This is a genomic window from Cupriavidus sp. FW305-26, from assembly GCF_058787975.1.
In genome coordinates, this window is record NZ_JBYTAH010000008.1 from 126,525 (window position 1) to 139,999 (window position 13,475).

13 protein-coding genes are annotated in these 13,475 nt (G+C 66.7%); all 13 read left to right on the plus strand.

Annotated elements, in window-relative coordinates; all coding sequences use genetic code 11:
- Positions 1-214 precede the first annotated feature (214 nt).
- The 13 genes from AC3WQZ_RS07610 to AC3WQZ_RS07670 all read left to right on the plus strand — a co-directional run bounded on the left by AC3WQZ_RS07610 (position 215) and on the right by AC3WQZ_RS07670 (position 13,393).
- The gene (locus tag AC3WQZ_RS07610) at positions 215-1,870 is read left to right on the plus strand and encodes a benzoate-CoA ligase family protein (RefSeq protein WP_058698890.1); all 1,656 of its coding nucleotides are present in this window, start codon (positions 215-217) and stop codon (positions 1,868-1,870) included.
- A gap of 35 nt (positions 1,871-1,905) precedes the next feature.
- A complete protein-coding gene (locus AC3WQZ_RS07615; protein WP_058698891.1) occupies positions 1,906-2,742 on the plus strand; it encodes an alpha/beta fold hydrolase in 837 nt (278 codons plus the stop codon).
- 120 nt (positions 2,743-2,862) lie between these two features.
- Positions 2,863-4,065: an ABC transporter substrate-binding protein gene (locus AC3WQZ_RS07620; protein ID WP_011615066.1), complete on the plus strand. Its 1,203-nt coding sequence runs from the start codon at positions 2,863-2,865 to the stop codon at positions 4,063-4,065.
- 56 nt (positions 4,066-4,121) lie between these two features.
- Entirely contained in the window at positions 4,122-4,988 is an 867-nt protein-coding gene (locus AC3WQZ_RS07625) for a branched-chain amino acid ABC transporter permease (protein WP_011615067.1), read from the plus strand.
- 1 nt (position 4,989) lies between these two features.
- Complete coding sequence (locus tag AC3WQZ_RS07630) at positions 4,990-6,087, plus strand: branched-chain amino acid ABC transporter permease (RefSeq protein ID WP_058698892.1); 1,098 nt, start codon at positions 4,990-4,992, stop codon at positions 6,085-6,087.
- Positions 6,084-6,854 carry an ABC transporter ATP-binding protein gene (locus AC3WQZ_RS07635; protein ID WP_058698893.1) on the plus strand — a complete coding sequence of 257 codons (771 nt, stop codon included), beginning with the start codon at positions 6,084-6,086 and terminating at the stop codon, positions 6,852-6,854. Before AC3WQZ_RS07630 ends, AC3WQZ_RS07635 begins: the two co-directional genes overlap by 4 nt.
- A complete protein-coding gene (locus AC3WQZ_RS07640) occupies positions 6,851-7,576 on the plus strand; it encodes an ABC transporter ATP-binding protein (protein ID WP_011615070.1) in 726 nt (241 codons plus the stop codon). Before AC3WQZ_RS07635 ends, AC3WQZ_RS07640 begins: the two co-directional genes overlap by 4 nt.
- A 319-nt stretch (positions 7,577-7,895) precedes the next feature.
- Positions 7,896-9,794 carry a potassium transporter Kup gene (locus tag AC3WQZ_RS07645; protein WP_058698894.1) on the plus strand — a complete coding sequence of 633 codons (1,899 nt, stop codon included), beginning with the start codon at positions 7,896-7,898 and terminating at the stop codon, positions 9,792-9,794.
- Between the two features lie 280 nt (positions 9,795-10,074).
- Entirely contained in the window at positions 10,075-10,479 is a 405-nt protein-coding gene (locus AC3WQZ_RS07650; RefSeq protein ID WP_058698895.1) for a hypothetical protein, read from the plus strand.
- 211 nt (positions 10,480-10,690) lie between these two features.
- Positions 10,691-11,080, plus strand: coding sequence for a hypothetical protein (locus tag AC3WQZ_RS07655; RefSeq protein ID WP_058698896.1), 390 nt, complete (start codon positions 10,691-10,693; stop codon positions 11,078-11,080).
- Positions 11,081-11,147: 67 nt separating this feature from the next.
- Entirely contained in the window at positions 11,148-12,284 is a 1,137-nt protein-coding gene (locus AC3WQZ_RS07660; RefSeq protein WP_011615074.1) for an alpha/beta fold hydrolase, read from the plus strand.
- A 227-nt stretch (positions 12,285-12,511) separates the two neighbouring features.
- On the plus strand, positions 12,512-12,952 hold the full coding sequence (locus tag AC3WQZ_RS07665) for an Hsp20/alpha crystallin family protein (RefSeq protein ID WP_011615075.1): 441 nt from the start codon (positions 12,512-12,514) through the stop codon (positions 12,950-12,952).
- Positions 12,953-12,967: 15 nt separating this feature from the next.
- A complete protein-coding gene (locus AC3WQZ_RS07670; RefSeq protein ID WP_011615076.1) occupies positions 12,968-13,393 on the plus strand; it encodes an Hsp20/alpha crystallin family protein in 426 nt (141 codons plus the stop codon).
- Positions 13,394-13,475 lie beyond the last annotated feature (82 nt).

The following is a 13,475-nucleotide window of genomic DNA, read 5'->3' on the forward strand; positions in this document are numbered from 1 at the left end:
CCTTGGTGAGCCAAGTGGCGCGGCAGGCAGTCGCTTCGATAAAGCCTGTCCTATAGTGCATCCCCTCGCTTGCATAATAGTTGATATGAAATAAAATGCATCAACAAGCGGATGCCGGCATGCACGTTGGCGGACATCGGCAAGCAGAACTGCGACTGGACTGACGCTGGCGCGGCGCCCATGGCCCGCGGCGCGACCCCAAGGAGTGGAGACAATGACGCCCCCCAATACCGCCGCCGGCATGCCAGCGGCAGCATCGCCCGTGCCGCCGGCTGTTCCACCCGCTACCGATGCCGTGGCGGCACTGCCCACCTGCTACAACGCCGCCGAGGACCTGCTGTCGCGCAATCTCGCGGCCGGGCGCGGGGCCAGGACAGCCTACATCGACGACACCGCCTCGCTGACTTACGCCGAGCTCGATGCCCGTGCCCGCCGCTTTGCCGGCGCGCTGCGCGATGCGGGCTTGCGCCAGGAAGAGCGGCTGCTGCTGTGCGCGCTCGATACCATTGATTTCCCCACGGTATTTCTCGGCTGCCTGCTGGCGGGCGTGGTGCCGGTGGCGGTCAATACCCTGCTGACCGCGGACGATTACGCCTACATGCTTGGCCACAGCGGCGCGCGCGCCGTGGTGGTGTCGGAGCCGCTGCTGCCGGTGATGAAGGCCGCCATCGACAAGAGCGGGCTGGCGCCGATGGTGATCCAGGCGGCGCCGCATGCCGACGGCGCGCCGGCGTGCAGCGTGGGCGCGATGCTGGCGCGCACGCGTTCTCCCGCGCAGACCGTGCGCAGCGGCCCGGACGACATGGCGTTCTGGCTGTATTCGTCGGGCTCGACCGGACGGCCCAAGGGCACCGTGCACACGCATGGCAACCTGTTCCATACGGCTGACCTGTATGCGCGCCAGGTGCTGGGCATCCGCGAGGACGACGTGGTGTTCTCGGCCGCCAAGCTGTTCTTTGCCTACGGGCTGGGCAATGCGCTGACCTTTCCGATGTCGGTCGGCGCCACCACCGTGCTGATGGCCGAACGGCCCACGCCGGCGGCCGTGTTCAGGCGGCTGCGCGAGCAGCGGCCCACGGTGTTCTGCGGCGTGCCCACGCTGTTTGCGGGCATGTTGGCGGCGCCTGAGCTGCCGCCGCGCGCCGAGGTGGCGTTGCGCGTATGCACCTCCGCCGGCGAGGCCCTGCCGCGCGATATCGGCGAACGCTTCCTGGCGCATTTCGGCTGCGACATCCTGGATGGCATCGGCTCCACCGAGATGCTGCATATCTTCCTGTCGAACCGGCCGGGCGAGGTGCGCTACGGCACCACCGGCAAGCCGGTGCCAGGCTACGCGCTGAAGCTGCTGGACGAGCGCGGCGAGCCGTGCGCGCCCGGCGAGATCGGCGACCTCTATATCAAGGGCCCCAGTGCCGCACTGATGTACTGGTGCAACCGCGACAAGAGCCGCGATACCTTCGTCGGGGAATGGACGCGCAGCGGCGACAAGTACCTGTGCGATGCCGATGGCTACTACACCTATGCCGGCCGCAGCGACGACATGCTCAAGGTCGGCGGCATCTACGTGTCGCCGTTCGAGGTCGAGGCCGCGCTGGCGCAGCACCCGGCCGTGCTGGAGGCGGCGGTGATCGGCGTCACGGATGCCGACGAACTGGTCAAGCCCAAGGCCTTTGTCGTGCTGCGGCCCGGCCAGCAATGGCATGACGGCATGGCGGCGGAACTGCAGGCCTTTATCAAGTCGCGCCTCGCGCCGTACAAGTACCCGCGCCAGATCGAATGCGTGCCCGAACTGCCCAAGACCGCGACCGGCAAGATCCAGCGCTTCCGCCTGCGCCAGCGCGAGCAAGCCGCGCGGGAGGCGGCGCAATGAAGCGCCCGTAGCTTCTGGACATTCCTTCTGAACCGATGCAAGACAACAACGTGCCAATGCAAAGCAGCCTGGTGGAAATTCCCTTCGACAACCGCCGTATCCGGATCGAGTACCAGTGGCTGCGGCCTGAACGCGCGCGGCGCCCGCTGGTGGTGTTCCTGCATGAGGGGCTGGGCTCGGTCAGCATGTGGCGCGATTTTCCGCGCGAATTTTGCGAAGCCGGCGACTATCGCGGCCTGGTGTTCTCGCGCTATGGCTACGGACGTTCGACGCCGCGGCCGCACGAGGAAAAATGGCGTCCCGACTTCATGCATCGCCAGGCACGCGAGGCGATGCCCGCATTGTTCGACGCACTCGACGTCGGTCCCGGCCGCGCGCATGGCATGCCCTGGCTGCTGGGCCACAGCGACGGCGGCTCGATCGCGCTGATCCACGCCGCCAGCTTTCCGCAGGCGGTTGCCGGCATCACCGTGCTGGCGCCGCATATCGTGGTGGAAGACCTGTCGGTGCGCAGCATCGCGGGCACGCGCCAGGCTTACCTGGAAACCGACTTGCGCCAGCGGCTGGCGCGCCATCATGACGACGTCGATTCGGCCTTCTGGGGCTGGAACGATATCTGGCTCGACCCCGAATTCCGCCAGTGGGACCTGCGTCCGCTGCTGTCCGGGCTGCGCTGCCCGGTACTGGCGGTGCAGGGCGAGGACGACGAATACGGCACCATGGCGCAGATCGAGGGTATCCATCGATATGCCCCCCAGACCACCTTGCTTAAACTCGCGCGATGTGGACATTCGCCACATCGCGACCAAAAAGATCCGTTGACGTTGGCCGCGGTTCGGCATATAAACGCATATACTTCAAACCTAAAATAATTCGGCTTCCCGCCTGTTGCGAAGGGTCCTCACGGTGCATGCGCCGGCGCGGGACACGGCAAGGGCAGGGGTGACCGGCAACGGTCCAGCGAGCCACCGGCTTGACCACCAGGAGACACCATGCGTCGCTTCACCTCGCGCAGGCTTGCGCCTGCCTGCCTTGCCGTCGCCACCGTCTTTGCCATGGCCGGCGCGTCCGCGCAGCCGGCGGCCCCCGCACCCGCTGCGCCGGGGGGCAAGATCAAGGTCGGCTTCATGCTGCCGTACACCGGCACCTACGCGGCCCTGGGTACGGCCATCGAAAACGGCTTCCGCATGTACGTGCAGCAGCAGGGCGGCAAGCTCGGCGGACGCGACATCGAGTACTTCAAGGTCGACGATGAATCCGATCCGGCCAAGGCGCCGGAGAACGCCACCAAGCTGGTCAAGCGCGACCAGGTCGACGTGGTGGTCGGCACGGTGCATTCGGGCGTGCAGATGGGCATCGTCAAGGTGGCCAAGGAGAACAACACGCTGCTGATCATTCCTAATGCCGGCGTGGACGAGGCCACCGGTCCGCTGTGCGGCCCCAATATCTTCCGCACTTCGTTCTCGAACTGGCAGCCGGGTTACGCCATGGGCCAGGTGCTGGGCGAGCGCGGCCTGAAGAAGGTGGTGACGCTGACCTGGAAGTACGCCGCAGGCGAACAGTCGGTGAAGGGCTTCAAGGAGGCGTTCGAGGCCAAGGGCGGCAAGGTGGTGAAGGAACTGAACCTGCCGTTCCCCAATGTCGAGTTCCAGGCGCTGATCACCGAAGTGGCGTCGCTCAAGCCTGACGCCGTGTTCGTGTTCTTTGCCGGCGGCGGCGCGGTCAAGTTCGTCAAGGATTGGGCGGCGGCCGGGCTCAAGGACAAGATCCCGCTGTACGGCTCGGGCTTCCTGACCGACGGCACGCTCGAAGCACAGGGCACTGCCGCGCAGGGCCTGGAAACCACGCTGCATTACGCCGATGGCCTGACCAACCCGCGCGACAAGAATTTCCGCCTGGACTACGCCAAGACCTACAAGCTGCAGCCAGACGTGTACGCAGTGCAGGGCTACGATGCCGCCCAGCTGCTGGCGGCTGGCGCCACGGCGGTGAAGGGCGACATGACGCGCAAGGCCGACCTGTACAAGGCCATGGGCGCCGCCAGGATCGACAGCCCGCGCGGCGCCTTCACGCTGTCCAAGGCGCATAACCCGGTGCAGGACTTCTACCTGCGCAAGGTCGACGGACGCGAGAACAAGGTCAGCTCGGTGGCGGTGAAGGCGCTGGCTGATCCTGCGCGCGGTTGCCGGCTGTAAGGCCATCCTGCCACCGGCATGTGTGGCGCTGTAGGTAATTTGATGCATTACCCCGCATGGATATCGTCTCCTTCCTGATCCAGTGCCTGAACAGCGTCCAGTACGGCCTGCTGCTGTTCCTGGTGGCCAGCGGCCTGACGCTGATCTTCGGCATCATGGGCGTGATCAATCTCGCCCACGGCAGCTTCTACATGCTGGGCGCCTACCTGGCCTTCACGCTTGCCGGCCTGACCGGCAACCTGTTTATCGCCATCCCGCTCGGCATCGTGCTGGCGGTGGCATTCGGCTACGTGCTGGAATGGGCCTTCTTCAGCTACCTGTATGAACGCGACCACCTGCAGCAGGTGCTGATGACCTACGGGCTGATCCTGGTGTTCGAGGAGTTGCGCAGCATCCTGGTCGGCGATGACGTGCACGGCGTGCAGGTGCCTGCGCTGCTGGACGGCGCGTTGGCGATCGGCAACGACATGACTTATCCGGTGTACCGCCTCTTTATCTCCGCGGTATGCCTGGTGGTGGCGCTGGCGATGTACTACGTGATCCGGCGCACCCGGCTGGGCATGATGATCCGCGCCGGCGCCACCAACCGCGAGATGGTGCAGTCGCTGGGCATCAACATCACGGTGCTGTACCGCTTCGTGTTCGCGCTGGGCGTGGCGCTGGCGGTGCTGGCCGGCATGATCGCCGCGCCGGTGTCGTCGGTCTATCCGGGCATGGGGGCGCAGGTGCTGATCGTCTGCTTCGTGGTGGTGGTGATCGGCGGCATCGGCTCGGTCAAGGGCGCGCTGGTGGCGTCGCTGCTGCTGGGCTTCGTCGATACCTTCGGCAAGGTGTTCTGGCAGGAGGCGGCCGGCGTGCTGATCTACCTGCTGATGGCGGTGATCCTGCTGTGGAAGCCGCAGGGACTGTTCAAGGCAGGATGACATGACTCCGACGACATTGCCGGCGCGCCGGCACTCCTCGCGCAACGCCACGCTGGCCACCGGGCTGGGCTGGCTGGCGGCGTTCGCGGTGCTGGCGGCACTGCCGCTGCTGCTGACCGCGGACAGCAACAAGTTCTACATCGAGCTGCTCAGCAAGGTGATGATCATGGCGATCTTCGCGCTGTCGCTGCAGCTGCTGATCGGCTACACCGGGCTGGTCAGCCTGGGCCATGCCGCGTACTTCGCCATGGCGGCGTATGCCACCGCAATCCTGGCGCCGCAGGCCGGCCCGGGCAACGGCTGGCTGCTGCTGGCTGGTGCGCTGACGGCATCGGCGCTGCTGGCGCTGGTGGTGGGGGCGCTGGTGCTGCGCACCCGCGGCGTGTATTTCATCATGGTGACGCTGGCGTTCGCGCAGATGGTGTATTTCGTCTTCCACGACACCAACATCGCGGGCGGCAGCGATGGCACCTATATCTACTTCCGGCCGGAATTCCCGGTGCCCGGCGAGCACCTGCTGACGGTCAACGATCCCACGCATTTCTACTGGCTGGTATGGCTCGGGCTGGTGCTGACGGTGGCGGTGCTGGCGCTGGTGCTGCGCTCGCGCTTCGGGCACGCGCTGGTCGGCATCCGCCACAACGAACAGCGCATGCGCGCGGCGGGCTATGCCACTTACCGCTACCAGCTTGGCGCCTTTATCGCGGGCGGGATGCTGGCGGGACTGGCTGGGTTTCTGTACGCGATCCAGTTTGGCTTCGTCAATCCGGAGATCGCGTCGTGGCACCAGTCCGGCAACGCCATGCTGATGGTGATCCTGGGCGGCGTGGGCAGCCTGGCCGGCGCGGTGCTGGGCGCGTTCTCGTTCGTGCTGCTGGCCGAGTGGTTCAGTACGCTGACCAAGCACTGGCAGCTGCTGATGGGCGGCTTCATCATCGTCGCCGTGGCGCTGCTGCCGCGCGGGCTGGTCAGCCTGCCGTCGGTGTTGCGGCACGGCCGCCGCGGGCGCCGCAATGGCGATGCCGGCACCGGCACGGATGAGGCCGCGGTCACTGCGGACAGCCGCAGCGAAGGACGCCGCAATACGGAGGCCGCATGATATCGCAAGGAACGCCGATCCTGCAGGCGCAGCAACTGACCCGGCGCTTCGGCGGCCTGACCGCCGTGGCGGGCGTCGACCTGTCGCTGTCACTGCATGAGATCCATGCCGTGATCGGCACCAACGGCGCGGGCAAGTCCACGCTGATCAATATGTTGTCCGGCGAATTGGCGCCGTCGTCCGGCCGCCTGTACCTGAAGGGCGAGGACGTGACCGGCTGGTCGCAGCCGCGGCTGGCGCGCCATGGGGTGGGGCGCAGCTACCAGCGCAACAATATCTTCCTGCCGCTGACGGTGCGCGAAAACTGCCGGCTGGCCGCGCAATCGCGCGCGCAGCGGGCGTGGCGGCTGTGGGAAAGCGCCCAGGGCTGCCGCACCAGCGCCACGCTGGCCGACGAGGCGCTGGAGCGGGCCGGCCTGGCGCCGCTGGCGGACCGGCTTGCCAGCGACCTGGCCCATGGCCAGAAGCGGCAGCTGGAGGTGGCAATGTGCCTGGCCACGCAGCCGGTCGCGCTGCTGCTGGACGAGCCGCTGGCCGGCATGGGCGCGGAAGAGTCGGCGCGGATGCTGGCGCTGCTGCGCGGCCTGCGCGAGGGCCACGCCATCCTGCTGGTCGAGCATGACATGGACGCGGTGTTCTCGGTTGCCGACCGCATCACCGTGATGGTCAACGGCGCCGTGATTGCCACGGGCAGCCCCGAGGCGATCCGGACCAACCACGAAGTCCAGGTCGCCTACCTGGGCGAGGAAGAGAGCGAGGCCGCATGAACGCACCGATCAATTCACCGATGATCGAGGCCACCGGCATCAACGCCTGGTATGGCTCAAGCCACGTGCTGCGCGACGTCGACTTTACCGTGGGCGTGGGCGAAACGGTCGGGCTGCTGGGCCGCAACGGCATGGGCAAGAGCACGCTGCTGCGCACGCTGCTGGGACATGTGCGCCAGCGCCAGGGGCAGATCCGCGTGGCCGGCCGCGACGTCTCGCGCGCGCAGCCGTTCGAGGTGGCGCGCCTGGGCGTGGCCTACGTGCCGGAGGGCCGCGGCATCTTCCCCAGCCTGTCGGTGCGCGAAAACCTGCTGATGGCCGCGCGCAAGGGCTGCAGTGGCCGCAACGACTGGGACGAGGCGCGCGTGCTCGACCTGTTCCCGCGGCTCAAGGAACGCCTGTCCCATGGCGGCCAGCAGCTGTCCGGCGGCGAACAGCAGATGCTGTCCATCGGCCGCGCGCTGATGACCAATCCCGACTGCCTGGTGCTGGACGAGGCCACCGAAGGGCTGGCCCCGCGCATCGTGCGCGAGATCTGGGAGGTCATCGCCACCGTGCGTGGCACCGGCATCGCCTCGGTTGTGGTCGACCGCAATTTCCGCTCGGTGCTGGCGCATGCCGACCGTGCCGTGGTGCTGGAGAAGGGCCGGGTGGTGATGGCCGGCCCCGCGTCGGACCTTGCCGGCAAGCCCGAAGCCCTGGACCGCTACCTGGGCGTTTGAGATGAAAAGCGCCGCATAAGGCGCTCATGTTGTCCTGCCGCAACGCCGCTTGCGGGCGCAAGGACACTCTGTTTTGCTCTTCCAGGGCTTGACCATCCGCCGCTTCCCTCCCATCCTTGCGAAGTCACGAAAGCGGCATCCCTGTTTGCCGCAGTGGTCGATAGTCGACAGTTCATCTAGAATTGCGCGCGTTTGTGCAATGCAATAAGAACCGCAAGCAGAACCGGAAACGGGCGCAGCAAGCTGTTGCGCTGGATGGGACCGGGCCGCGGCAGAGCCAACAAACCTGCCGGCGACCTGGTCGAGCAGACCCAATTTCATGACCCAATCCACAACCAGCCATTATTTTGTCGAGAGCCCGAGCACGCGCGCCCTGGTGCTCGGCGCGGTAGGCGTCGTCTTCGGCGACATCGGCACCAGCCCGCTGTATGCCCTCAAGGAGTGCTTCAGCAAGGAGCACGGCATCATGTTCAGCCCGGAGGCCGTGCTGGGCGTCATCTCGATGCTGTTCTGGGCCATGATCATCGTGGTCTCGATCAAGTACGTGGTCTTCGTGATGCGGGCCGACAACGACGGCGAAGGCGGCGTGCTGGCGCTGATGGCGCTGGTGCTGCGCACCGTGGCGCCACGCTCGGGCAGGGCCAGGGTGCTGATGATGCTGGGCATCTTCGGCGCCTGCATGTTCTACGGCGACGCGGTCATCACGCCGGCGATCTCGGTGCTGTCGGCGGTGGAAGGGCTGGAGATCGCCGCGCCGCAGCTGTCGCAGTTCGTGATACCGATCACGCTGGTGATCCTGGCGGCGCTGTTCCTGATCCAGCGCCATGGCACTGCCACCGTGGGCAAGCTGTTCGGGCCGATCATGACCGCCTGGTTCCTGGCGCTGGGGGCGCTGGGGATCTTCCACCTGGTGCAGGCGCCGGAGATCCTGAAGGCGATCAACCCGTACTACGCCATCACCTTCCTGGTGGAGCACGCGCTGCAGGCCTTTATCGTGCTGGGCTCGGTATTCCTGGTGCTGACCGGCGCCGAGGCGCTGTACGTCGACATGGGTCACTTCGGCGCGCGCCCGATCCGCATCGGCTGGTTCGTGCTGGTGATGCCCTGCCTGATGCTGAACTACTTCGGCCAGGGCGCGATGCTGCTGCACAACCCGGCCGGTGCCGAGAACCCGTTCTACCTGATGGTGCCTGAGCCGCTGCAGATTCCGATGGTGCTGCTGGCCACCTGCGCCACCGTGATCGCCTCGCAGGCGGTGATCTCCGGCGCGTTCTCGCTGACCAGCCAGGCGATCCAGCTGGGCTTCCTGCCGCGCATGCGCGTGCGCTACACCTCGGCCGCAGAGATCGGCCAGATCTACCTGCCGGTGATCAACTGGCTGCTGCTGGTGCTGGTGATCGGCGTGGTGATCTCGTTCAAGAAGTCAGAGAACCTGGCCGCTGCCTACGGCATCGCCGTGACCACCACCATGGTCATCACCACCATCCTGGCCGCGGTGTGCATGCGCAGCGTCTGGAAGTGGAACCCCGCGCTGGTTGCCGTGGTCGGGCTGGCCTTCATCGTGGTGGACCTGTCGTTCTTTGCCGCCAACCTGCTCAAGGTTGCCGAAGGCGGCTGGTTCCCGTTGCTGCTGGGCAGCGCCGCGTTCTTCCTGCTGATGACCTGGTACAGCGGCCGCAAGCTGCTGCGCGCGCGCAGCCTGGAAGACGGCATCCCGCTCGAGCCCTTTATCGCCGGGCTGCTGGCGCATCCGCCGCACCGGGTTGAGGGCACCGCGGTGTTCCTGACCGGCAATACCGAGTCCGTGCCGGTGTCGCTGCTGCATAACCTGAAGCACAACCGCGTGCTGCATGAGCGCGTGGTGTTCCTGACCTTCGTCACGCGCGACATCCCCTACGTTGACGACGACCATCGCCTGAGCTGCAAGGACGTTGGCGGCGGCGTCTTTATCCTGAAGTCCGAATACGGCTTCAAGGAAACGCCCGATGTGCAGAGGGTGCTGGACCTGGCCGACCGCAAGCTTGGCATGCACTTCGAGCTGATGGAGACCTCATTCTTCATCGCGCGCGAATCGGTGATTCCGTCCAAGCTGCCGGGCATGCCGATGTGGCGCGAGAGCCTGTTCGCCTGGATGCACCAGAACGGCGCCAAGCCGTCGGACTTCTTCCAGATCCCGGCCAACCGGGTGGTGGAGCTGGGCACCAAGGTCGAGATCTGAACGCGCGGGCCCCGGCGCCCGCTCCCGTCGAGCCTCAGCGACCCCCGGACACGCCGCCAGGCGATCCGGGGGTTTTGCTTTTGCCCGGCTTGCGCCGCCTGCCTGCCATGCGCCACCCGCAGCCCGTCCCTCGGGGCGCTTGTCCCGGGAAGTCGCGCATTGCTGACGCTGACCCGGGACACCGGCCTCATGCGTACGCACCGCCCCTCGCCACACAATGCAACCCTCAGCTTGTCACTGACCGCCTTCATGGCGGTCCCTTCCAGAAGGAGCCTGTGCCATGTGCGCGTTGCAGCAGTGGTCTCGCCAGTCCAGCCGGCATGCCGACGGTACCCGTCGCATCCGTCGGCTGCGACGGGCGTTGCCGCCGTGGCTGCCATCGCTGCTGCCGGCGCTCCTGCTGCTCTACGTCCTCTGTCATTCACATGCGAACTGGGAATCGTGCCTCGCCTCACTGCGTGAGCTGAATCACGATCACGGCACGCCGGCGCGCGAGCTGGGACGCGCGTTGTCGCTGGCGCGCTCCCTGCGCGGACGCCAGGCAACGGATCCGGTTGCCTGGCACGCCGCGGTGCTGCTGGCCGCCGACCGCGGGTCGGCGTGCCTGGCGGCACTCGGGCACAGTCCGGCGCGGCTGCTGCCGTCGCTGGCACCGCTGTTCGCGATGCTCGCATGGCTGCACTGAGGCACGGCGGCCGCTTCCCCGCATCCGCATACCACTGATACAGGAGTCAGGCGCTGCGCCGCAGCCCCATGATGGGATGGCAGCGGCTTGCGCCAGGCAACGGCTGGCACGGTCGAGGCGATCCCGTGCGGCCCGTGCCGTTTCGTAGCCGATCGCCTGCATGAGGAGTGCCGTCGCGGCAATGCCGCCGGCATCCCTGTTGGAGATAGCAATGCATAAGAATCTTGCCAAGACCCTGCTTGCCACTGCCGCACTCGCCGCCGGCTTCAGTCATGCCGCCCATGCGGGTGCCTATGGCGAAGCACTGGCCGCTGCCGCGCCGCGCCACAACGCGCAGCGCGACGCCTTCACGGAGGGCGCGCGCAGTCCTGCCGCCGAGGCCGCGATGCGGCCCGTGGTGGCGCGCGGCAGCATGTCAGTGTGCGTGGTCCGTGGCTTTGATCCGAACCGGGATGCGATGCGCAAGCCTGATCCTTACATGGATGGCGCGCGCATGGGACGCTTTGATACCTTTACCGAGGGGGCGCGAACCAGTTCCCGCGATGGTTTCAGCGACGGCGCGCGCAGCGATGCACGCGGCAGCGGGGAATGCCTGTCCTGAGCGATCGACGGCGCTTTTGCGCCGCCCATCCTTTGCCTAAGCTAGGGAAGTCACGCGGTGCGCCCGCATGGCGGCCGCGGCCCGCGGCTGCCGGCCGGCCGTCCCAGTGCCGCGCGGCCCCGACATGCCGATGTTCAAGCAGCAGCTCCGCCTGTGCACCAGCCGTGATGGCGTTCGCCTTGCGTACGCCATCACGGGCTGCGGTGCACCGCTGGTCAAGGCGGCCAACTGGATGAGCCACCTGGAGTTCGACGTGGGCAGCCCGGTGTGGAGCCACATGATCACGGCGCTGTCCGCCACGCATACGCTGATCCGCTATGACGAACGCGGCTGCGGGCTCTCTGACCGGGAGATCGAGGACCTGTCCTTCGATGCCTGGCTGCGCGACCTGGAGACCATCGTCGACGCCACCGGGGTCAACCATTTTCCGCTGCTCGGTATCTCGCAGGGCGCATCGATTGCCGTCGCCTACGCGGTCGCGCATCCCGAACGTGTCAGCCACCTGGTGCTGCACGGCGGTTACGCGCGCGGGCGCCTGAAGCGCGACAACCTGAGCCAGCGCCTGCTGGAAGAGGCCGAGCTGATGAACAAGCTCGCAGAGCTTGGCTGGGGCCAGGAGAATCCGGCCTTCCGCCAGTTCTTTACCACCCAGTTCATCCCCGGCGGCACGGCCGAGCAGCATGCATGGTTCAACGAGCTTGAGCGGGTCTCTACCTCGCCGCTGAATGCCGCACGCTTCATGCGCGTCTTCAATGAGATCGACGTGGTGAAGCTGCTGCCGCGGGTATCGTGCCCGACACTGGTGCTGCACGCGGTGCGCGATGCGCGTGTGCCGTTCGACGAAGGACGCCTGATCGCCAGCGAGATTCCCGGCGCGCGCTTCGTGCCGCTGGAAAGCGGCAACCACCTGTTGCTGGAAACCGAGCCCGCATGGCTGCGCTGGCTGGACGAGGTGCGCGCCTTCCTGCCGGCCACGGAACCGGTGCGAGATCCCGCCTTCAGTGCACTGACCCGGCGCGAGCGCGATATCGTCGAACTGATCGCGCAGGGCCGCGACAACGCCCAGATCGCCGCGCACCTGGACCTGTGCGAGAAGACCGTGCGCAACCACATCACCAGCATCTTCGCCAAGCTGGAAGTGGAAAACCGCGCGCAGGCGATCGTGCTGGCGCGCAAGGCCGGCTTCGACCGCGCTGGCGCCTGAAATCCCGGGCCGATGGCTGTGACGCGGCCGATACCTGCCAGCGTCCGATTTTCCCGCTATCCGCCCCCCTTGAAATCCGCGCGGGACAGCACTAATTATGGATTGCCCAGTCGTCGCGGCAACGCGGCACTGCGTGTTTTCCGTTGGTTTGCAGCGGCCTGGCAGGAGACCAGGTGCACTACATCAGGGTCCTGCGCCTCCCCGCTGCATAGAAGGAGGATCTAACCATGAGTGACTTCTTTTTCGGGACCGACCCGTTCAGTGAATTCGACCGGATGCAACGGCAGATGGCGAATCTCTTCGGCGGGTTTCCAACCAGCCTGCGCTCCGGGCGTTTCGGGGGGTTCCCTCCGCTGAATATCGGCACGACCGATGACTCGATCGAGATCGTGGTATTCGCACCCGGCATCAAGACGGACCAGCTCGAGGTATCGATCGACAAGGGCCTGCTGACCATCAGCGGCGAGCGTGCCCAGGTGCAGCCGGAAGGCGCAGCCGAGGTGCGGCCCTATGCGCAGGAGCGCTTCTTCGGCAGCTTCCGCCGCGTGATCGAATTGCCGCAGTCGGCTGATCCCGACAAGGTGCAGGCACGCTATACCAACGGCTGCCTGTCGATCAGCGTAGGCAAGCGCGAAGCGTCGCGTCCGCGCGCGATCACCGTCAGCTAACGTGAGGAGAAAGCCATGAGCGATTCGAACCAGGTCGTCCAGCGCGACCAGAACACAAGCGGCCAGGGTGACCAGGGCGCTGTCGCGCAACGCCGCGCGGAAACCCAGGCCATGACGCTGGTGCCCGCGGTCGATATCTACGAGACTCCCGCCGGGGTCACGCTGTGGGCGGATTTGCCCGGCGTGCCGCGCGAGAACCTTGAGGTCAACGTGCACGACAGCAGCCTGCGCATCGAAGGCGAAGCCGTCGTGCCGACGCCCGCGAGCCTGCGCGTGCAGCTTGCCGAGATTCGGCAGCCTCGCTATGCGCGTACATTTACGCTCAGCCCGGATCTCGACGCTTCGCGTATCGAAGCCAACCTGCAGGACGGCGTGCTGAAGCTTACGATCCCGCGCAGGGAAGAAGCGAGGCCGCGGCGGATCGAGGTGTCGGCCGGCTGAGGCTGCGCGCGTGCCTGGTGCTTGGGCACGCTGCGTGAGTGCTCCCTCTCCCGCTTGCGGGTCCCGCAAGCGGGAGAGGGAG